This is a genomic window from Kitasatospora sp. NPDC092948 (assembly GCF_044754805.1).
In the GTDB taxonomy this organism is placed as follows: domain Bacteria; phylum Actinomycetota; class Actinomycetes; order Streptomycetales; family Streptomycetaceae; genus Kitasatospora.
In genome coordinates this window covers 976,521-996,815 of record NZ_JBIVPU010000001.1, presented here as the reverse complement: position 1 = coordinate 996,815, position 20,295 = coordinate 976,521, and the positions used below count along the sequence as shown (strand labels likewise).

19 protein-coding genes are annotated in these 20,295 nt (G+C 73.7%); 10 read left to right on the top strand and 9 right to left on the bottom strand.

All coding sequences use genetic code 11. The features are described from left to right. The first annotated feature begins 75 nt into the window (after positions 1-75). The 6 genes from ACIQF6_RS04065 to ACIQF6_RS04040 all read left to right on the top strand — a co-directional run bounded on the left by ACIQF6_RS04065 (position 76) and on the right by ACIQF6_RS04040 (position 5,459). Complete coding sequence (locus ACIQF6_RS04065; protein ID WP_400889823.1) at positions 76-969, top strand: acyl-CoA thioesterase; 894 nt, start codon at positions 76-78, stop codon at positions 967-969. Between the two features lie 187 nt (positions 970-1,156). Next, entirely contained in the window at positions 1,157-1,777 is a 621-nt protein-coding gene (locus ACIQF6_RS04060; RefSeq protein WP_400889822.1) for a TetR/AcrR family transcriptional regulator, read from the top strand. 74 nt (positions 1,778-1,851) lie between these two features. Next, a complete protein-coding gene (locus tag ACIQF6_RS04055) occupies positions 1,852-3,522 on the top strand; it encodes a BCCT family transporter (protein WP_400889820.1) in 1,671 nt (556 codons plus the stop codon). Between the two features lie 327 nt (positions 3,523-3,849). Beyond that, positions 3,850-4,959, top strand: coding sequence for a hypothetical protein (locus ACIQF6_RS04050; RefSeq protein WP_400889818.1), 1,110 nt, complete (start codon positions 3,850-3,852; stop codon positions 4,957-4,959). A gap of 32 nt (positions 4,960-4,991) precedes the next feature. After that, positions 4,992-5,171 carry a hypothetical protein gene (locus tag ACIQF6_RS04045; protein ID WP_400889816.1) on the top strand — a complete coding sequence of 60 codons (180 nt, stop codon included), beginning with the start codon at positions 4,992-4,994 and terminating at the stop codon, positions 5,169-5,171. 75 nt (positions 5,172-5,246) lie between these two features. Continuing rightward, the gene (locus ACIQF6_RS04040) at positions 5,247-5,459 is read left to right on the top strand and encodes a cold-shock protein (protein ID WP_400889814.1); all 213 of its coding nucleotides are present in this window, start codon (positions 5,247-5,249) and stop codon (positions 5,457-5,459) included. Between the two features lie 4 nt (positions 5,460-5,463). On the opposite strand, the gene ACIQF6_RS04035 is transcribed toward ACIQF6_RS04040, so the two are convergent. Next, positions 5,464-6,846: a DUF2398 family protein gene (locus tag ACIQF6_RS04035; RefSeq protein WP_400889812.1), complete on the bottom strand. Its 1,383-nt coding sequence runs from the start codon at positions 6,844-6,846 to the stop codon at positions 5,464-5,466. Between the two features lie 89 nt (positions 6,847-6,935). Between ACIQF6_RS04035 and ACIQF6_RS04030 the strand changes: the two genes are divergently transcribed. Both ACIQF6_RS04030 and ACIQF6_RS04025 read left to right on the top strand, forming a co-directional pair. Next, a complete protein-coding gene (locus ACIQF6_RS04030) occupies positions 6,936-7,811 on the top strand; it encodes a sterol desaturase family protein (protein ID WP_400889810.1) in 876 nt (291 codons plus the stop codon). Further along, positions 7,808-8,497: a lysoplasmalogenase gene (locus tag ACIQF6_RS04025; protein ID WP_400889808.1), complete on the top strand. Its 690-nt coding sequence runs from the start codon at positions 7,808-7,810 to the stop codon at positions 8,495-8,497. The genes ACIQF6_RS04030 and ACIQF6_RS04025 overlap by 4 nt, the downstream gene beginning before the upstream one ends. Positions 8,498-8,606: 109 nt before the next feature. Here the strand turns inward: ACIQF6_RS04025 and ACIQF6_RS04020 are convergent, their stop codons facing one another. The 4 genes from ACIQF6_RS04020 to ACIQF6_RS04005 all read right to left on the bottom strand — a co-directional run bounded on the left by ACIQF6_RS04020 (position 8,607) and on the right by ACIQF6_RS04005 (position 13,528). Then, the gene (locus tag ACIQF6_RS04020) at positions 8,607-9,209 is read right to left on the bottom strand and encodes a hypothetical protein (protein WP_400889806.1); all 603 of its coding nucleotides are present in this window, start codon (positions 9,207-9,209) and stop codon (positions 8,607-8,609) included. A 157-nt stretch (positions 9,210-9,366) separates the two neighbouring features. Continuing rightward, positions 9,367-11,400 (bottom strand): FtsX-like permease family protein, encoded by a 2,034-nt coding sequence (locus tag ACIQF6_RS04015; protein WP_400889804.1) that lies wholly within the window; start codon positions 11,398-11,400, stop codon positions 9,367-9,369. Between the two features lie 917 nt (positions 11,401-12,317). Then, positions 12,318-13,004: an ABC transporter ATP-binding protein gene (locus ACIQF6_RS04010; protein ID WP_400889802.1), complete on the bottom strand. Its 687-nt coding sequence runs from the start codon at positions 13,002-13,004 to the stop codon at positions 12,318-12,320. Beyond that, the gene (locus ACIQF6_RS04005) at positions 13,001-13,528 is read right to left on the bottom strand and encodes a helix-turn-helix transcriptional regulator (protein ID WP_400889800.1); all 528 of its coding nucleotides are present in this window, start codon (positions 13,526-13,528) and stop codon (positions 13,001-13,003) included. Before ACIQF6_RS04005 ends, ACIQF6_RS04010 begins: the two co-directional genes overlap by 4 nt. Positions 13,529-13,643: 115 nt before the next feature. Between ACIQF6_RS04005 and ACIQF6_RS04000 the strand changes: the two genes are divergently transcribed. After that, positions 13,644-14,153, top strand: coding sequence for a hypothetical protein (locus tag ACIQF6_RS04000; RefSeq protein ID WP_400889798.1), 510 nt, complete (start codon positions 13,644-13,646; stop codon positions 14,151-14,153). 7 nt (positions 14,154-14,160) lie between these two features. On the opposite strand, the gene ACIQF6_RS03995 is transcribed toward ACIQF6_RS04000, so the two are convergent. From ACIQF6_RS03995 to ACIQF6_RS03980, 4 genes are all read right to left on the bottom strand, one after another. Continuing rightward, positions 14,161-14,964 (bottom strand): exodeoxyribonuclease III, encoded by an 804-nt coding sequence (locus ACIQF6_RS03995; RefSeq protein ID WP_400889797.1) that lies wholly within the window; start codon positions 14,962-14,964, stop codon positions 14,161-14,163. A gap of 105 nt (positions 14,965-15,069) precedes the next feature. Then, positions 15,070-15,768, bottom strand: a complete 699-nt coding sequence (locus ACIQF6_RS03990; protein WP_400889795.1) for a hypothetical protein — start codon at positions 15,766-15,768, stop codon at positions 15,070-15,072. A 99-nt stretch (positions 15,769-15,867) separates the two neighbouring features. Further along, complete coding sequence (gene ggt, locus ACIQF6_RS03985; RefSeq protein ID WP_400889793.1) at positions 15,868-17,649, bottom strand: gamma-glutamyltransferase; 1,782 nt, start codon at positions 17,647-17,649, stop codon at positions 15,868-15,870. Positions 17,650-17,810: 161 nt separating this feature from the next. After that, positions 17,811-18,875 carry an ROK family glucokinase gene (locus ACIQF6_RS03980; RefSeq protein WP_400890115.1) on the bottom strand — a complete coding sequence of 355 codons (1,065 nt, stop codon included), beginning with the start codon at positions 18,873-18,875 and terminating at the stop codon, positions 17,811-17,813. Positions 18,876-19,154: 279 nt separating this feature from the next. On the opposite strand from ACIQF6_RS03980, the gene ACIQF6_RS03975 reads away from it, so the two are divergent. Further along, positions 19,155-20,282, top strand: coding sequence for an alpha/beta hydrolase (locus ACIQF6_RS03975; RefSeq protein WP_400889791.1), 1,128 nt, complete (start codon positions 19,155-19,157; stop codon positions 20,280-20,282). Positions 20,283-20,295: the final 13 nt, after the last annotated feature.

The following is a 20,295-nucleotide window of genomic DNA, read 5'->3' as shown; positions in this document are numbered from 1 at the left end:
AACGATCACCACCGACAGCGGACGTGACACGTTCCACACCCGGCGGGTACTGCAACGTGTTCTAGCATGTGCCGCGTGACTCCGACCTCCCCGACTTCCCTTCCTTCTTTTACCGAGCTGCTCGGCATCGAGGAGCTGGACGAGAACCTGTTCCGGGGCCGCTGCCATGCGGGTGCGCCGCTGCGGGCGTTCGGCGGCCAGGTGGCGGCGCAGGCGCTGACGGCGGCGGGGCGCACGGTGGCGGCGGAGCGGCGGGTGCACAGCCTGCACGGGTACTTCCTGCGGCCGGGCGATCCGCGCCGCCCGATCGTCTACCAGGTGGACCGGGCCCGGGACGGGAACTCGTACGCGACCCGGCGGGTGACGGCGGTCCAGCGCGGCGAGGCGATCTTCACCATGTCGGCGTCGTTCAAGCGCCCGGAGTCCTCGGGCGACCGCCAGCGCACCATGCCGCCGGTGCCGGGGCCGGAGGAGCTGCCGGATCCGTACCTGGCGTGGCAGCGGGACGCGCCGGAGGAGTACGAGCGGTCGGCGATATTCCGGGCCCTGCAGATGCGTTTCGTCCCGGCGGACGCTCCGGGTCTGCCGCCCGAACTGCCGGGGGTGCCGCAGCAGTTCGTCTGGCTGAGGACGGATGCCCGGCTGCCGGCGGACGATCCGCTGCTGCAGGTGTGCGCGCTCACCTACCTGTCCGACCTGACGCTGGCCTCCACCACCGCGCTGCACCTGCAGCCGCACCGGGTGCACCGGGTGACGGAGTCGCGGGTGTCGCTGGCGTCGCTGGACCACGCGATGTGGTTCCACCGTCCGTTCCGGGCCGACGAGTGGCTGCTGTTCGCGCAGCGCAGCCCGTCCGCGGCGGACGGCCGGGGGCTGGCGATGGGCGAGTTCTACGACCGTGACGGGGTGTTGGTGGCGTCGGCCGTGCAGGAGACCCTGCTGCGCGAGCGGCGCGCCGAGCCCCGGTGATCGACGCCGCCGGAACCGCCGCCGGAACCGCCACCGCACCGTCAGCGTCACCGCCGCCGTCACCGCCACCGCCGCCGTCACCGCCACCGCCGCCGTCACCGCCACCGGCACCGCCGCCGAGACCGTCACTGAGCGGTGACCTGTCGCGTCATACCGCCGCGAGGGGCCGCCCCGTATCATGGTTCGGGTGACCAAGGTTGACCTGTCACCTCGTCCGGTGGAGGCGATGTCCCCCCGTCAGCTCGAACGCCGCGGCTCTCTCCTGTCCGCCGCCCTGGCTCTGGTGACCGAGATCGGCGTGGAGCGGCTCCAGATGAAGCAGGTGTCGGAGCGTTCGGGGGTGGCCCTCGGAACCGCCTACCGGTACTTCTCCTCGAAGGACCACCTGCTGGCCGCCGCGATGGCGGACTGGCATCGGCTGCTGCTCGCCGACCTGGTGGGCGAGGTGGGGGCGGGGCGCAGCGCCTCGCCGACCGAGCGGGCGGTGCGGTTCGTGCGCCGCGGGATGCGGGCGTACCAGCGGCAGCCCGAACTGGCCCGGCTGCGGGTGGCGGTGGCGACGTCCACGGACCCGTTCGCCAGTGAGGCGTTGCAGGGGCTGGCCCGGGCGGACCGGGCGGCGCTGGGCGTGGTGCTGCCGGAGGTGCCGTCGGCGTCCGGGGAGCTGGTGCGGCACATGGTGGGGCACGCCTGGCAGGGCGAGTTGACGGCCTGGGTGACCGGCCGGTCCACCCTGGACGACGCCCGCACCCGGCTGGAGGAGATGGTCCGGCTGGTGCTGAACCCGTACGAGCCGCCGTCCACCTGACCTGCCGTTCGACTGCGCGGGCTCTCGGCGTGCCGCCTACCGGCGGGCGGGCGTTTGTGGACATAGTGCCTCATATGCCCACGCCTTCCGAGCCGTCCCAGTCGTCCGAGCCTCCCGAGCCCCTGCCGGGTCGTCAGCCGTCCTCGGCGGACGGCGACGCCTTCCCGCTGGACCGGGTGGTGTTCGGCGTCGGCGCCGTCGCGGTGCTGGCGGTGGTCGCCTGGGGGGTGTTCGCGCAGGACTCGCTGAGCGACACCTCCGGCACCGCGCTGTCCTGGGTGCTGCACTCCTTCGGCTGGCTGTTCGTGGTGGCCGCGGACGTGTTCCTGGTGCTGGCGGTGGTGATCGCGCTGAGCCGGTTCGGCCGGGTGCCGCTCGGGCGGGACGGCGAGCGGCCGGAGTTCTCCACCACGGCCTGGGTGGCGATGATGTTCAGCGCCGGCATGGGCATCGGCCTGCTGTTCTACGGCGTGGGCGAGCCCCTTCAGCTGTACGCGCAGCCGCAGCCGGGCTCGGGCATCGCGCCGCAGACGCCCGCGGCGGCGCAGCGGGCGCTGGAGTTCTCGCTGTTCCACTGGACGCTGCACCCGTGGGCGATCTACGCGGTGGGCGGTCTGGCGCTCGCGTACACCACCTTCCGCAAGGGCCGGGGCAACCGGATGTCGGAGGCGTTCGTGCCGCTGCTCGGCGAGCGGCGGGCGCACGGCTGGGCGGGTCGGGTGATCGACCTGCTGGCGGTGTTCGCGACGGTGTTCGGCTCGGCGACCAGTCTGGGCCTGGGCGCGATCCAGGTGGCGGGCGGTCTCGGGTACGTGACGGACATCCGGGCCACCCAGGGCGTCGAGCTGGTGGTGATCGCGGCGCTCGGCGGCGCGTTCGTGCTGTCGGCGATGTCGGGTGTGCACCGGGGCGTGAAGTGGCTGTCCACCACCAGCGTGGTGCTGGCGGCGGCGCTGATGGCGTTCGTCTTCGTGGTCGGTCCGACGGTGTTCGTGCTGGACGCGCTGCCGTCCACGGTCGGCGGCTACCTGTCGGACCTGGCGGTGCTGGCCACCCAGACCGGGGCGTTCACCAACGAGGACTGGCTGGGCTCCTGGACGATCTTCTACTGGGCGTGGTGGCTGTCCTGGGCGCCGTTCGTCGGCACCTTCATCGCCCGGATCTCGCGCGGCCGGACGGTGCGCCAGTTCCTGGTGGGGGTGCTGCTGGTGCCGAGCGGGGCGACCGCGGTGTGGTTCGTGGTGATGGGCGCCACCGCGATCCGCCTGCAGTCCACCGGCGCGGCCGACCTGGTCGCGACCATTCCGCAGGGCGCGGACGCCGGGCTGTTCGAGATGCTCAAGGCGCTGCCGCTGGGCTCGCTGACCAGCGTGATCGCCGTGCTGCTGGTGATGCTGTACTTCATCACCTCGGCGGACTCGGCCTCGCTGGTGCTGGGTTCGCTCTCCTCGGGCGGCGCGCTGCACCCGCGCACCTGGCTGGTGGTGGTGTGGGGCGCGCTGATGGCGGCGGTCGCGGCGGCGCTGCTGCTGGCGGGCGGGCTGACGGCGCTGCAGAACGCCACCATCCTGGTGGCGTTGCCGTTCGTGCTGGTGATGCTGGCGCTGTGCCTGTCGCTGCTGCGCGAGCTCCGCTCCGACCCGGCGGCCGGGCCCGGGCGGGTGCACGCCGAGCACGGGCTGCGGGACGCGATCGGCACCGCCGTCGGCGAGGAATACCCCGGGCGGTCTCGCCCGCAGGAGTGAAACGCCCCCCGCCCCGGCTCCGGGCGGCCGGCCCGGCGGCCCGTGCGGCGTCTGGGCGAGCGGCAACTCGCCCGGCTTTACCAAGAGTTCGTAATGGTCGGGACCGCCCCGGGGCGGTGGCAGGCTGGTCGGGTCGGACTCCACGCCGAGCGGTGGCCGGGCGGCCGTCATCCGCCCGCGCCCGCCGGGTCCGCCGCTCCGACGGACCGTCGGCCCGCCGCACGGCGACCGGTCCCGGCGTCCGCAGCACCCGAGAGCCGGCCCCACCGCGTCCGACGGGCCGTCGGCACCCCATGCACCCCCTGCACCCCCGAAAGCCCGACCCCCATGCGCCCGCTCTGCACCGTCCTCGACCGCGCCCTGCGCCGCCGGCTCGCCACCGCCACCCTCGCCGCCTGCCTGTTGGGCGCGCTGCTGCCGGGCGTGGCCGGGGAGGTCCGGCACTGCCGGGCGGCGGGGGTGACGGTGCCGATGCTGATGCTGGTGGCGGCGATGTTCATCGGCGGGTTCGAGACCCGGGCCGCGGACGTCGGGCGGGCGCTGCTGCGGCCCGGGCTGCTGCTGGCCGGGCTGGGGGTGGCACTGGTGCTGCGGACGGTGGTGCTGCTCGGGGCGGAGCGGGCCGCCGCCGGGTGCTGGCCGGACGTCCGGGAGGCGCGCTGGCTGGTGGTCGGGCTGGCGCTGACGGCCGCGATGCCGGTGGCCGGGGCCGCCCAGACCTGGGGCGCCCGGGTGGGCGGGGACGCGCCGCTCGGCCTCGGCCTGGTCCTCACCACCTCGCTGCTCAGCCCGCTCACCACGCCGCTCGGCCTGCTGCTCGCCGAGGAGCCGGAGAGCGGCGGCCCGCGCCGGGTGCTGGACGCGCTCGCCCGCTCCGACGCGACCTGCCGGTTCATGGCGCTGTGGGTGGCGCTGCCGTGCCTGGCCGGGCTGCTGGCCCGCCGCGCCACCCGCCGTCCGCTGGGCGGCCGGCTGCGCGCGGCGCTGCTGCCCCGGCTGCGGCTGGCCGGCCTGCTGAACGCGCTCGCGCTGACGTACCTGAACGCGGCGGGCGTGGCCCGGGAGATCGCGCTGCGGCCCGAGCCCGGGCTGGTCGCGGTCGCCGCGGGGTGCGGCGCGCTGGTGTGCGCCGGCCCGTTCCTGGCGGGCTGGCTGGCGACCCGCCGCTCCCCCGCCGCGCCGGCCGCCCGCACCACGCTGACGCTGGCGTCCGGCCTGAACAACACCAGCGCGGCGGCCGCGCTGGCCGGCGCCCAGTTCGGCGGCCACCCGGCCGTGCTGCTGCCGATCTTCTTCTACGGCGCGGCCCAGCAGGTGCTGGCCTCGTTCCTGCCGGGGCTGCTGCGCACACCGACGGTCACCGCCGCGACCTGCGGCGATCCCGGTGTGGAGGTTCCGACGCCGAGATCCCTTCCGGATTTCACCCGCGTTTCGTGACCGCGTAACGCCGCCCTGTCAAGCTCCCTGCCATGAACGCCCGCACCATCCCGTCGTCCGCCCCGGACCGCCGCTTCCCACTGCCGAGGCGCCACCGCCGGATGCTCGCCTGCGCCGCCGTCGCGGCCTCCGTCGTCCTGGGTTCCTTCGGCGTCGGCGCCACCGTGGAGACCGTCCGCCACGGCCATGCCGTGAGCGCCGCGCAGCGCTGACCCTCGGCCGAACGAGTGGTGGGCCCCCGGGGCCCGGCCGATACTGAGGGTGACCGGCCCGAAGGGAGCTCCGCCATGGAGACCGGCACCGTGCGGTGGTTCGACATCCACCACGCCTACGGCTACATCACCCCGGACTCGGGCGGCCCCGAAGTCGCCGTCTACTACGACTCCGTCCTCGGCCCGGAGGACGACCGTTTCCTCCACCGCGGCCAGCGCGTCCAGTACGACAGCACCGTCCAGGAGTTCCGCCCGGTCGCCGAACGCGTCCGCCCGCTCACCCCGTGACCCGTCACACCGCCTGCCGGTCGCGCCCCTTCGCCGGGCGGGAGTGCCGGCCGGAGCCCGGGGCGGGCTGGAGTTCGGCGCGCGGGGCATAGCGGGCGGCGGGGGCCCGGAGCAGCCAGTTGCGGCCGGCGGGGGCGGCGAGGCCCATCCGGTGGAGCAGGTCGAGGGCGTCGCGGCGGAAGGCGGCGAGGTCGGCGAGGTAGCCGGCGTCCCAGCCGGCGCTCATGCCGTAGTCGTCGGTGATGTCGCCGAGGGTGCCGTCGATGAGGGCGTCGGGGATCAGCACGGCGGGCGGGGCGCTCTCGGTGTCGACCGGGCGGAGGTCCTCGACCAGGCGTTCGGCGAGCAGCAGGGCGGCCTGGGCGAGGGTGCCGGTGCCGGGGAGGGCGAGGTCGGTGAGTTCGTCGGCCGGGTCGAACAGGGCGATGCCTTCGGCGCGGATCTCGGCGGTCAGGCCGAGCACGTCGGCGAATCGTTCCGTCTCCGCGGGGGCGGCCTCGCGCAGGTGGTCGCGTTCGGCGGGCGCGAGGTCGTCGAGCAGGACGACGGGGGTCTCGGCGAGCAGCCGGCGGACCGTCAGTTCGGGCCCGGCGGCCGGCAGCGGGGGTGCGGTGAGCAGGTCGGCGGCGAGGTCGGCGGTCGGCTGCCACTGGTCGAGCAGCGCCTGCACCCGGTCGTCGGACGGTTCCGGCGTCGCACCGGAGGCGATCGCGGTCAGCGCGTGGACGAGCGAGGCGTACCCGGCGGGGTCGAGGCCGCCGAGGCCGCGGCCGGGCAGCGCGGCCTTGTGCAGGCGGGCGTGGGCGGGGCCGAGGGTGAGCCGGTAGCCGAGCAGGGTGTGGAAGCGTTCGGCGAGGGTGGCGGCGTGACGGCGGATCAGCGGCAGGGACGCGCCGTGCGGGCCGTCGGCGGTGACCAGCGGGTGGGCGAGCAGCAGCCGGGCGGCGATGCGCAGTTCGGTGGTGGGGCGTTCGGGTTTGCGGTGCCGGCCGCCGCCGGTGGCGCGGGGGGCGGGCAGCGCGGGGGCCTCGCGCCGGATCCGGCGGTAGCCGAGCGGCCGGAACAGCGGCGAGGTGGTGTGGTGGACGCTCGGGCCGTGCCACCAGCTGGTGCCGGGCGCGGGTTCGGCCTGCTGGGGTGCGCCGCCGAGGTGCCGGGCGCCGTGCAGGCCGAACACGGCGGAGGCCAGCAGGTCGGCCTCGGCAGGGTCGGCGGCGGCCAAACGCTCCGCCAACTGCCTGGCGGAATCGGCGAGTTCGCTTCCGGTACCGGCGATCTGCGGGTACGTCCGGTCCCGGGCCGCGAGCCGTGCGGCCCCGCCCGTGCGTCCGATCCCCGCACCACCGGTGGCCGCGAGGGCGCCGGCGGCTGCTTCCTGCCGTTCCATGTCGCCCCCAAGCCTAGACTCCGCACCGCACACTACGCGTCGGTAACTACCTCTTCCGCCGGTCGCCCGGGTCCCTTATGGTTCCGGGCATGCCTCAGCTGCCCAATGTCGTGCTCTGGTCGATACCGGCCTTTGTGCTGCTCACCGTTCTGGAGATCGTCTCCTACCGGTTCCACCCGGACGAGGACGAGCAGGGCTACGCCGCGAAGGACACCGCGGCCAGCCTGTCGATGGGCCTCGGCTCGCTGCTGTTCGACGCCGGGTGGAAGATCCCGATCGTGGCGATCTACTCGTTCCTGTACGAGTTGACGCCGCTTCGGATCCCGGTGCTCTGGTGGACGGTGCCGCTGATGCTGCTCGCCTACGACTTCTTCTACTACTGGTCGCACCGCGGCCACCACGTGATCCGGGTGCTGTGGGCCTGCCACGTGGTGCACCACTCCAGCCGGCACTACAACCTGTCGACGGCGCTGCGCCAGCCCTGGACGTCCGTCACCGGCTGGATCTTCTACGTGCCGATGATCCTGGCGGGCGTGCACCCGGCGGCGGTGGCGTTCTGCAGCTCGGTGAACCTGGTGTACCAGTTCTGGATCCACACCGAGCGGATCGGCACGCTGCCCCGCCCGGTCGAGTACCTCTTCAACACCCCGTCGCACCACCGGGTGCACCACGCCTCGCAGGGCGGCTACCTGGACCGCAACTTCGGCGGCATCCTGATCGTCTTCGACCGCTGGTTCGGCTCCTTCGCGGCCGAGGCCGAGCAGCCGGTGTACGGGCTGACCAAGAACATCACGACCTACAACCCGTTGAAGGTCGCCACCCACGAGTACGCGGCGATCGCCCGGGACGTGGCCCGCGCCACCACCTGGGGCGACCGGCTGCGCCACCTGGCGAAGGGCCCGGGCTGGCAGCCCGCGCCGCGCACCGAGTCCCCTGCCGCCTCACCGGAGAGTGCCACCGCATGAGCCCCGCCCGTGACCCGCGCACCGCGCGGGCCCTGCTGATCGCCTTCGCCGTCGTCTCGGTGGCCCACCTGCTGGCGATCGTCTTCCAAGTGCCGCTCCTGCGGACCTGCACCAAGCCGCTGCTGATGCCGCTGCTGGCCGCCTGGGTGTGGGCGTCGGCCCGGCCCGCCGCGCCGAAGCTGCTGATCCCGGCGCTGCTGTTCGGCGCGGGCGGCGACATCCTGCTCCAGGTCGGCGGCACCGCCGGGTTCCTGGCCGGCATGGGCTCGTTCGCGGTCGGCCACGCCTGCTACGTGACGATGTTCGTCAAGCTCGGCGCGCTCGCCGACCGCCGCCGCACGGCGCTGATCGCGGTCGGCTACCTGGTGGTCTGGGCGACGCTGATCACGCTGCTGCTGCCCGACCTGGACGCCGGCATGCGGATCCCGATGGCCTGCTACAGCCTGCTGCTGGCCTCCACCGCGCTGACCTCGGGCCGGATCGACTGGCGGGCGGGCGTGGGCGGCGCGCTGTTCCTGCTGTCCGACACCCTGATCGCCACCGACATCGCGCACTGGAAGCACCTGCCCATGCACAGCTTCCTGATCATGCTCACCTACATCGTCGGCCAGTACCTGCTGACCACCGGCACCCTGCGGCGCACCGACGCCGCTCCCGTGGCCGCCGCCACTGCTGCGGCGGTCTGACGCAGACTTCGAGGGCGGCCCCACCACGACGGTGGGGCCGCCCTCGGGCGTTCGGGCCGCGGGGGACGCGGGGCCCGGCAGGTACGGTGGGCGCGTACCGGACGGCCGCTCAGAGCGCCCCGCCGGTCGCCGACCCGCGACGGCGCAGCAACCAGAACCCGGCCACTCCGGCCGTCACCAGCCCGGCCCCGGCGGCCAGCCGCCCGCCGTCCATGCCGACTGAGCCGCCGACCCCGGTCTCCACCCCGCCGTGCGGGAGCCGGCTGCCTTCCCATTCGCCGCCCGTGCCGCCACCGCCCGTACTGCCGTTGCCGCCCTGGGCGGCGACGGCCACCGCGCCGACGAACTTGTCCCCGTTCGGGCACTTGCCGTCGATGCCCCAGGACGAGTCGTTGGCGGTGGGGCGCTTGGCGGCCGCGTCGGCCATCTCGCGCTCGGAGATGACGGTGGCGGTGCCGGAGTACTTGCCGTCCGGGCCGACGCTGAGCGTGGTCGAGCCGCCGGCGAACGCCAGCGAGGTCGCGGTCAGTGACTTCGTCGAGCTGCCGGCGCAGTTCACGCTGACCGAGACGGACTGGCCGGGCTGCGCCTGGGCCGGGCTGACCCAGGCGGGCTGGCTGCCCTTGGCGGACGCGGGGCCGGCCGCGCCGGCCAGGGCGAGCAGGGCGGTGGTGCCGAGCAGAGCGGCAGCGGCGGTGCGCGTTCGGCGCATGCCGTACCTCCAGGGGGTCTGGACGGGAGCAGCGGCCGCGTGTCCGCTCCGCTACTCATGGTCACCGACCACGCTAGGCAGCGCCGCCGGGCCCGGCGACACCTCGGGGGCCGTTCGGACGGAAGATGCTCCCGACCCGAACGACCCCGCCCGGCCGCTACTCGTTGCGGGCGGTCTCCGGTCCGGTGATCCGCCGCAGCAGCGGCATCGTCGCCCCGATGATCCCCAGCGCGGCGGCCAGGCCGCCGACCACCGCCAGGTAGTAGCCGGCGCCGAGTGCGTGCAGCGAGTACTGGAGCTGCGAGCGCAGGAACAGGTCCGCAGCGAGCAGGCCGACACCGATCGCGACGGCCGCCATCACCAGCAGCGGCACCACCGACTCCATCGCCACCACCCGGCGCAGCGTGCCGAGCGACACGCCGGTCAGCCGCAGCAGGCTGAACGGCCGCCGGCGTTCGCTCAGCCCGCCGGCGACGCTCACCGCGAGGCTGCACCCGGCGATCGGGAAGGTCGCCAGGATCACCACGTCGGCCAGTTGCTGGAAGCCCCGCAGTTCGGCCCCGGCCTGGGTCCACGCCTCGCCGAGCGTCATCGTCTGCCGGGTCGCCGGGTACGCGGCGTCCACCATGGTGCGGGTCTGCTCGACGGCGGCGGTCGAGCCGTCCGTCTCCACGATCACGTTCAGCACGCCCGTTCCGGAGAGCTGCTCGGGCGTGAACGGGGCGGCGGGCCACTCGCTGGCGCTCTCGTCCTGCCAGCCGTACCAACCGGTCGGGACGTAGGCGGTCTGCGCGCCGGGCGCGCAGTGGCCGTAGATCCTGATCGGGTCCAGGTCGGCGCAGACCACGACCTGCCGGGCGGTGGCCGGGCCGCCGGCGCTCTGCACCTGCACGGCCTTGTCGGCCGGGTGCCCCAGCAGCACGTTCCGGACGCCGGGTACGGCGTGCAGTCGGGCGATCAGTTCGGGTGGGGCGGGCCTGCCAGCAGACTTCGGCAGGTAGTCCTTGGTGTAGCCGCCGCTCAGCTCGTTGACCAGCACGTTACTGAACTGCGGGCCGCCGTGGGGGTGGTCGCGCTCGTCGGTCATCGTGGTGATGACACCGAGCGTCGCGGTCATCACCAGCAGCGCCAGCACCAGTCCGCTGACAGCCCGGAACCCGGCGGTCGGGTTGTCGGCCAGCCGGCGCACCGCGATCAGGGTGGCCGGGCGCTGGGTGCGGCGGGCGATCAGGGCGGCGCCCGTCATGGTCAGCCACGGGCCGGACAGCACCAGGCCGAGCGCGATCAGCACGAACGAGGACAGGTACCCCCTGACCTGCCCGGGTACCGAATCCGGATGCCAGATCAGGAACGCGGCCAACTCCACCAGCCCCGCCACCAGCGGCACCACCCGCCACGCCCGCGGCGGCTTCGGCGTCACCCGGCGGCTCACCCCGAGCGGGGAGATCTGCACCCGGCGCAGCGCGATCCGCGCGGCAAGAGCGGCGGCCAGCGGGACGCCCAGCGCGACGCCGGCGATCTGGAGGGGCGTCAGGGAGACGTCGGAGGTGAAGAACCGGGAGCCGGTCAGCGCCATGTCCGCGACCGGGCCGCGCAGCGCCAGGAACGGCAGGAACCCGAGCACCGCCCCGACCGCGGCGGCGACCGCCGCCTCCACCGCCGACACCACGGACACCTGCCGGGGCGTCGCCCCGACCAGCCGCATCGCGGCGAAACGCTGCTCGCGGCGGGCGGCGTTCAGGCGGGTCGCGGTGCCGATCAGGATCAGCACCGGGAAGACCAGCCCACCGCTCACCACCGTGAGGATCAGGTCCACGCCGTCGGACTTGATGCCCACCACGCAGTGCTCGCACTGGTCGGGCCGGGTGGTGGCGATCCGGTCCACCAGCGCGGCCTCGCTCAGCGCCGCCACCTCCTGCGGAGTCCGGCCGACCACCGCCAGCAGACTGTCGGGCGCGGGCAGCGCCGCGTCCCCCAGAATCCCGATCCGGTGCCCCGGGAACCGGTCCCCCAACTCCGCGGCCGGCATCTCGTCCACCAGCCTGGCCAACGCGGGCGACAGGTAGTACTCCCCGGGCCCGGGCATCCGCCCCACCCCGGGCGCGAGCGCCGCCCGCGGCCCGGTGAGCCCGACGTCGATCCGCCCGATCTCCTTGCCCTGCACGGTGTCCCGCCTGGTCGACCACCACATCGGATCAACCCCGCCCGCCCCACCAGACCCGGCGTTCACCGCCCCCGCAGAGCCAGCGCCGGACCCGGGACTCACCGAACTCCCCGTCCCCACACCACCGGAGGCATCCACCGCCGACCCGGCGGAGCCGGTGACGACCCCCGAACTCGCCGAACTCCCCACACCCCCACCGCCGGAGGCCGAACTCCCAGCCCCCGCAGCGGTCGTACCGCCGGAGGCGATGCCCGCTGACCCGGCAGAGCCGACGGCAGCCCCGGGGCCCTCGGAACTCCCCGCCCCCACACCACCGGAGGCACCCACCGCCGACCCGGCAGAGCCGGTGACGACCCCCGAACTCGCCGAACTCCCCACGCCCCCACCGCCGGAGGCCGAACTCCCCACCCTCGCAGCGGTCGTACCGCCGGAGGCGATGCCCGCTGACCCGGCAGAGCCGACGGCAGCCCCGGGGCTCTCGGAACTCCCCACCCCCACACCGCCGAAGGCGCTCGCCGACCCGGCGGAGCCGGTGACGGCCCCCGGGCTCGCCGAACTCCCCACGCCCCCACCGCCGGAGGCCGAACTCCCCGCCCCCGTACCGCCGGAGGCGCTCGCCGACCCGGCGGAGCCGGTGACGGTCCCCGGGCTCGCCGAACTCCCTAATCCTGCCCCGCCGGAGGCGGAACTCCCGCTCCCCGTACCGCCGGAGGCGCCCGTCGGCCCGTCGCCGGAACCGCTCGTGGGGAGGCGGTTGACGAACGGCGTGTTCAGCCATGCGTTGCGCGCGTTCTGGGCGTGGACGCCGTTGATCGCGGCGAGGGTGGTGAGGAGCAGGCCCACGCCGATGGCGACGGCGCCGGCGGTGATGGCCAGGCGGACGATCGCCTCGCGTCCGCCGCTGACGGCCAGTCGCAGTCCGAGCCGCAGCATGCCGAACTCCCTCATGAGGTCGGCCGTCCGCTCATCGAGGTGGCGCGGCCGTCGCGGACGATCGCCTCGCGGTCGGCGTAGGCGGCGATCCGGGCCTCGTGGGTGACCAGGACGACGGTGGTGCCCTGTTCGCGGGCGCAGCCGACCAGCAGGTCCATCACCTGTTCGCCGGTCAGGGAGTCGAGTGCGCCGGTGGGTTCGTCGGCGAACAGGACGCGCGGTTCGGCGACCAGTCCGCGGGCGAGGGCGACGCGCTGGGCCTGACCTCCCGACAGTTCGCCGGAGCGGCGGGCCTCCAGGCCGTCCAGTCCGAGTCTGGGGAACCAGCTGCGGGCGCGCTGGAGGGCGGGCGCACGGCGGACGCCGCCGAGCAGCAGTGGCAGGGCGACGTTCTCCTCCGCCGTCAACTCGGGTACCAGTTGGCCGAACTGGAAGACGAAGCCGAAGCTGTCGCGGCGCAGCGCGCTGCGTTCCTGTTCGCCGAGGTGGTCGATCCGGCGGCCGTCGAACCGGATCTCGCCGCTGTCGGGGGTGAGGATGCCGGCCAGGCAGTGCAGCAGGGTGGATTTGCCGGAGCCGCTGGGGCCCATGATGGCGAGGATCTCACCGGCGTCGACCTCGAGTTCGGCGCCGCGCAGGGCGGGGGTCTCGCCGAAGGCGAGGGTGACGTCGTGGGCGTGGAGCAGGGGTTCGGTCATCGCTCGGCCACCTCTGCGGCGAGGGCGTCGAGTCGGGCGGCGGTCAGGTCGATCCAGCGCAGGTCGGACTCCAGGTGGAACAGGCCGTGGTCGGCGAGGAGTGCGTCGACCAGGCTGCCGGAGCGCTTGATCTCGGTGAGTTCGCGCATCCGCTTCAGGTGGGCGGAGCGCTGGGTGTCGAGGTAGAGCTCGGCGTCGCGGCCGAGCATCAGGGCGAGCACGACCTTGCTGAACAGCACGGTCTGCAGGTGGGGTTCGGCGGCGACGGGTTCGCGCAGCCAGTCCTCGAACTCGGTGGCGCCGGCCTCGGTGATGACGTAGCGCTTGCGGTCGGGTCCGTCGCCGGCCTCGGGTTCGCCGACGACGACCTTCCCGTCCCGGGCGAGCCGGCCGAGGGTCGCGTAGACCTGGCCGAAGGGCAGCGGTTTTCCGCGGCCGAAGATGGCGTCGTAGTCCCGCTTGAGGTCGTAGCCGTGGCTGGGCTCGCGTTCGAGGAGCCCGAGCAGGGTGAGTGGAACGCTCATGATCGAGAGGGTACGCCGAGGGTGTACTCCACGTCTATACACTCAGAGAGTACCGACGCAGGGATGTCCACCCACTAGCCTTGACCTGGGAATCCATGAACAGGGGGACGACTCGGTGGAGTTCAGCACGATGCGGCCGGACGGAGCGTCGGTCGCCACGCAGCTCGGTGAACTGACGCTGCACCGGGAGCCTGCGAAGCTGTACACCGACCGGACCGAGCGCTGGCGGGTGGAGCTCGACGGCCGCCCGCTGGCCGAGCTGCCCGGGTTCGGGCACCCCGGCCACCACACCGCCAAACTGGCGCGCCGAGGCATCGTCGGCACCTTCGACGGCGCCGAACTGCACATCCGTGCCCGCGGCCGCCACCTGCTGCGCTCCGGCCGCTTCGTGGAGTTCCGCACCGACGACCGCACGCTGTGCTTCGTCCGCCGCGGGCTGGTCCGCGCCGAACTCCTGGAGGGCGGGCGGACCGTGGCGCGCTCCGACGGCTGGATGCCGGTGGAGCCCGACCCGCTCCAGGTGCTGGCCGTCGCCGTGTACACCTGGGCGGGCCTGGACTACGTCAACACCAATTCGGTGCTGAACAACCTCACACTGGGGTTCATCTCCGCTCTCCTCTCCTGACGGAGGCTCAGAGGTCCAGGTCGACCACCACCGGCGCGTGGTCCGACGTCCCCTTGCCCTTGCGGGCCTCGCGGTCCACGTAGCTGTCCGAGACCGCGTCCGCGAACGGCTTGTTGGCGTACGTCAGGTCGATCCGCATGCCGCGGTTCTTCGGGAACGCCAGCTGGCGGTAGTCCCAGTAGGTGTAGGGGTGGTCGTACTTGAGCGGGCGCGGGATCACGTCCTGCAGGCCGATCTCCTGAAGGGCCGTCAGCGCGGCGCGCTCGGGCTCGGTGACGTGGGTGAGGCCCTCGAAGGCGGCGATGTCGAAGACGTCGGCGTCGGTGGGGGCGATGTTGTAGTCGCCGAGGACGGCGAACGGGCGCTCGCCCGCCGCGTCCTCGCGGACGGCGTCGCGCAGCGCGGCCAGCCACTCCAGCTTGTAGCGGTAGTGCGCGTGGCCGACCTCGCGGCCGTTGGGCACGTACACCGACCAGACCCGGACGGGGCCGCAGGTCGCGCCGACGGCGCGCGGCTCGACCACCGGGAGCATGGCGTCCTCGGCGAGGTAGCCGGGCTGGCCGGGCAGGTCGCGGACCACGTCCTCCAGGCCGATCCGGGACAGCACGGCGACGCCGTTCCACCGGCCGGTGCCGTGCGCGGCGCTCTCGTAGCCGAGCTCGCCGATCGCCTCGGCGGGGAACGCCTCGGTGCTGCACTTGAGTTCCTGCAGGCAGAGCACGTCCGGCTTGGCGGACTCCAGCCACTCCAGCAGCTTGGGCAGCCGGGCGGTGACGGAGTTGATGTTCCAGGTGGCGATGCGGACGGTCACGGCGGCCTTCCCTCGGCGGTGCGGACGGACGGGGCGCACGGCGACAGGCCGCTCACCCCGTCCGAACATACCGCCCGGCGCCGACAACGCCCGGCCGGACAGGCCCTACTGCCAGGGCAGTCCGGGGGTCGGCAGGGCGCCGAGCTGGTTGTCGAACTGGAGCCCGGCGGTCTTCTTGTCGGGGGTTGCGGGGGTGTAGTAGTTCATCAGGACGACGGCGTCGCCGTGCGGGGCGACCTGTACGACGCACGCCTTGCCCTTGTCGTCGGGGGTGTTGAGGACGACGCCGGTGGCCCGCGTGCCGGGGTTGCTGAAGGCGGTGTCGGGGTGAGAACTCTTCAGGCCCTCGGCCAGCGCGCCCGCCATGCTCTCGGCGCCGGCGTCGGCGGAGAAGCGCAGCAGCAGGGTGTCGGCCGCACTCCCGTCCGGGGCGGTCCAGGAGTGGCGGAGCCCCACGACGAAGCCGGCCCGGGTGAGCCGGCCCTTCATGTCGGCCTTGTCGTCCGCCCCCGCCTCCGAGCCGAGCAGGACGTTCACCGTGGCGGCCAGATCGACGACCCCGTTGTCGGCCGAGTACTCGGCCCCCGCCGGTCCGGCCGCGCGGTGCTTCTTCAGCTGCTCGCCGGCCTCGGCGGCGGAGACGGCCGCGGACGGGGACGGGGACCGGGACGCGGACGGGGAGACCGCAGGCGCGGAGGCGGCGGGCGCCGGGGATGCGGCGGGCGAGGTGCTGGTGCAGGATGCCAGGGCCGTGACGAGCAGCGGGGCGGCCAGAACGTTGACGAAGCGTCGGGATGTGATCACCGAACGATCATGGCGGCCCGGGAAGTTCGCGTCCATCGGATTGCCCGGATCGGCCGGCCGACCCGACAGTCCGTCGGACCGGCCGGCCGCACAGCGGCCCTAACGCGAGGGGTGCACCACGGCGGCCGACCCCCCGCCCCGGCGGACGGGCTCGGCGGCGGCCAGCCAGCGGCCGTCGGGGAGCCGTTCGATGCCGGTGGCGGCGCCGATCTCCGGGGTGGCGCTGAACACGTGGCCCATGGCCTGGAGTTTCGCCGCCTCGGGCGAGGCGAGGAAGGCCGGCTCGGCCTGGGTGGCGGCGGTGTTGCGCTGGCTGGCCCGGGGCGCGGCGATGGCCTGTTCCAGCGTCAGGCCGCGGTCGATCCGCCCGGTGAGGACCTGCAGCACGGTGGTGATGATGGTGGCGCCGCCGGGCGAGCCGACCGCCAGGAACGGCTTGCCGCCCTTCAGCACGATGGTCGGGGAGATCGAGGAGCGCGGGCGCTTGGCGGGCCCGGGCAGGTTGGGGTCGGGGACGCCCGGGGTGAGCGGGGTGAAGTTGAAGTCGGTCAGCTCGTTGTTGAGCAGGAAGCCTCGGCCGGGCACGGTGATGCCGCTGCCGCCGGTCTGTTCGATGGTCAGGGTGTAGGCGACCACGTTGCCCCACCGGTCGGCGACCGTCAGGTGGGTGGTGCTCTGCCCCTCGTACGGTTCGGCGACCGGCTGTCCGCTGCCCGCGCAGGCCGCCGGGTGGTACGGGTCGCCGGGGGCGAGCGGGCTGGTCAGCGCGTGCTTCGGGTCGATCAGGCAGGCCCGGGACTTGGCGTAGGCCGGGTCGAGCAGTTGACGGGTCGGCACCTGGACGAAGCCCGGGTCGCCGACCCAGCGGTTGCGGTCGGCGAAGGCGATCCGGCTGGCCTCCAGGAAGCGGTGGTCGTACTGGACGGGATCGGCCGGGTTGCTCGTCCCGAGGATGTTCAGCGCCTCACCGACGGTCGTCCCGCCGGAGGAGGACGGGGCGATGCCGTACACGTCCAGGCCCCGGTAGTTCACGTGGGTCGGGTCCTGCTGCCGGACCTGATAGGCCGCCAGGTCCGCGGCGTCGACCTTCCCGGGGCGGGCGTTGCGGCCGGAGGCGGGGTCGACGGGCGGGTGCTGGAGGGTGCGGACGATGTCCGCGCCGATCGGGCCGCGGTACAGCGCGGCGGTTCCGCCCCGCCCCAGCTCCCGGTAGGTGGCGGCGAGGTCGGGGTTGCGCAGGGTGGAGCCGACGGCGGGCAGCTTGCCGCCCGGCAGGAACAGTGCGCGGGTGGCCGGGAAGTCCTTGAACCGGTCCTGGTTGAGGGCGGTCTGGTCCTGGAAGGTCTGGTCGACGGTGAAGCCGCGGTCGGCGATCCGCTCGGCCGGCTTCAGCACCTCGGCGAGGTCGCGGGTGCCCCAGCGGCGCAGCGCCTGCTCCCAGGTGGCGGCGGTGCCGGGGACGCCGACGGACAGGCCGCTGGTGACGGCGTCGTTGAAGGCCAGCGGCTGCCCGTTCTCCAGGAACAGTGAGGTGTCGGCGGTTCGGGAGGCGGTCTCCCGCCCGTCGAGGGTGGTGACCTTTCCGGTCCGGGCGTCGTAGTAGACGAAGTATCCGCCGCCGCCGATGCCGGCCGAGTACGGCTCGGTGACGCCGAGGGCGGCGGCGGTGGCGACGGCGGCGTCCACGGCATTGCCTCCGCGTCGCAGCACCTCCAGCCCGGCGGCGGTGGCGTCGGCGTCCACGCTGGTCACCGCCCCGCCCCGGCCGATCGCCTCCGGCTGTTTCGCGGCGGCGGTCTGGTCGGCCTGGGCGGGTGCGGCGGTGCAGAGCAGTCCGGTGACGAGTGCGAGTGCGGGGACGAGACGGACGAGGGGTCTCATACGGCCTCCCTGGGACGGCATCGGTCTCCCGTTCTCCCACACCCGCCGTGCACCCGACAACAACACCTTCGGCCAACTGCCGCACATGTCATCGCGCCTGTCGGATCGTCAGATCGACTCCGCCCGAGCCTCGCGCACCGCCGGCGGCCCCCGACGGCGCGTCAGCGACTCGCGGCGCGCTCCACCCGCCGCCGCTTGACGGTGCGGAACCGCCGGGCCACCTGCCGGGCCAGGTCGGCCGCGCCGACCAGGCCGGCCTCGTTGCCGAGCGCGGCGTGCACGATCTCGGCCTCGGGGCGGAAGCCGCGGCCGGTGAGGGTGCGGCGGAACGCGTCCTGGGCGGGGCCGAGCAGCAGGTCGCCGGCCTCGCTGACGCCGCCGCCGACGACGAAGCGGCCGGGGTCGAGCGCGGCGGCCAGGTTGGCGATGCCGACGCCCAGCCAGCGGCCGACCTCGTAGAGCAGTTCGACGGCGACCGGGTCGCCCTCGCGGGCGGCCTCGGTGACCAGCGGGCCGGTGATGCCGAGCGGGCTGCCGCCGGCCCGGGCGAGCAGCGGCTGCACCACCGGGGACTCCTCGGCGGCGAGTTCGCGGGCCTCGCGGACCAGGGCGTTGCCGGAGGAGTACTGCTCCCAGCAGCCGCGGTTGCCGCACGGGCAGCGGTGGCCGCCGGGCACCACCTGCATGTGGCCGAACTCGCCGGCCAGGCCGTGCTTGCCGCGGTCCACGTACCCGTCGCGGACCTGCGCGCCGCCGATGCCGGTGCCGAGGGTGATCATCACCATGTGGTCCTCGCCGCGGCCGGCGCCGAACCGCCACTCGGCCCAGGCGGCGGCGTTGGCGTCGTTCTCGACCACCACGGGGAACCGCAGCCGGGAGCTGAGCGCCTCCTGGAGGGGTTCGTTGCGCCAGTTCAGGTGCGGGGCGAACAGCACGGTGGAGCGTTCGGAGTCGACCCAGCCGGCCGCGCCGACGCCGACCGCGTGGACGTCGTGCTTGTCGGCCAGCTGCAGCACCAGGTCGACGATGACGTCCTCGACCACCTTGGGGCTCTTGCTCTTGTCGGGCGTCTCGGTGCGCAGCCGCTCCAGGATGCGGCCCTCGCCGTCGACCACTCCGGCGACCACCTTGGTGCCGCCGATGTCCACCCCGATGGTGGGCAGCCGCAGCACTCCGGCGGGCAGGGTGCGGCGGCGGCGTTCGGCGCGCGGGCCGAGGCCCAGCAGGCTGGGCAGGGCGGGGCGGGCGGGGCCGTTGGCACTGGTCACGGAATGATTGCTCCTGGTTTCGGTAAAAGCTGCGGGCTGGTGCGGGAGGGGTCCGGACGAGCTGGCAGACTAGGCCGCGAACGCACAGCGGATTCTCACGAAAACGTGATGTTCCTCTCAGGTTTCTGCGGGTGTCGCCAGCAACTGATCGTGTGTTTGACGCAGTCTGACAAGTGTGATGCGCGAACCGGGGGATTCCTGCCCCGGACGGCCGGACGACCCGATTCGAGAGACCCGATGCAGCTGACAGGCACCCCTTTTCTTATTCTGACGATCATCCTGGTGCCGATCTCGATCGCGGTCGCGCTGCTGCTGTGGGGCCGGGTCCGCGGCCCGCAGCCGGTCCAGGTGCTGTCCCGGATCGTGATGCTGCTGTTCTGCCAGATCACCGCGGTGACCACGGTGTTCGTCATGGTGAACAACGCCAACCTGATCTACGGCAACTGGGACGACCTGCTGGGCACCGGCAACCACGTCCGCGCGGTGCCGAACGTGCAGGCCGAGGCCGGGGCCGGCGGCGCGGGCAACGACTCCAAGCCGGGGCGCGCCAAGGTGATCCAGCAGTTCAAGCCGGTCGGCGACCCGAAGGTGCCGAACGACGTGCAGACCACCGACCTGAAGGGCGCGGTCTCCGGCGTCGACGGCGAGGTCCTGGTGTGGCTGCCGCCGCAGTACAACGACCCGGCGTACAAGGACAAGACCTTCCCGGTGGTCGAGCTGCTGCCGGGCTGGCCGGGCTCCTCGAAGACCTGGTTCGGCACCCTGAAGGTCTCCGACCAGCTGAAGCCGATGATGCAGAGCGGGCAGGTCGCCCCGTTCATCCTGGTCTCGCCGCGCACCAACCTGCTGGGCGACTCCGTCGACACCGGCTGCGCGGACGTCCCGGGCAAGGTCAACGCCGACAGCTGGCTGACCAGGGACGTGCCGCAGATGGTGCTGGACAACTTCCGGGTGGATGCCTCGGCCGACCGCTGGGCGGTGGCCGGCTACTCGGCGGGCGGGCACTGCGCGGCCAAGCTGGCGCTGGAGCACCCGGACCGGTTCCGGGCCGGCATCAGCCTCTCCGGCTACAACGACCCGGCCGGCGAGGCCAATTCGCTGACCGCGAAGGACCCGCACCTGCGGGAGGTCAACAACCCGCTGAACATCCTGAAGGGCGCCAAGACCCCGCCGAAGGTCGCGCTGTACGTCACCGGCAACAAGGGCGACGGCCTGGAGGGCGGCGAGGCGCTGAAGGCCGCCGCCAAGGCGCCGACCACGGTGACCACGCAGGAGACCACCGGCCCGCACAGCAGCGACGTCTGGAAGCAGCTGGTCCCGGGCGTCTTCACCTGGCTGACCACGATCATCCCCGCTCAGCACTGACGCTCCGTCACAG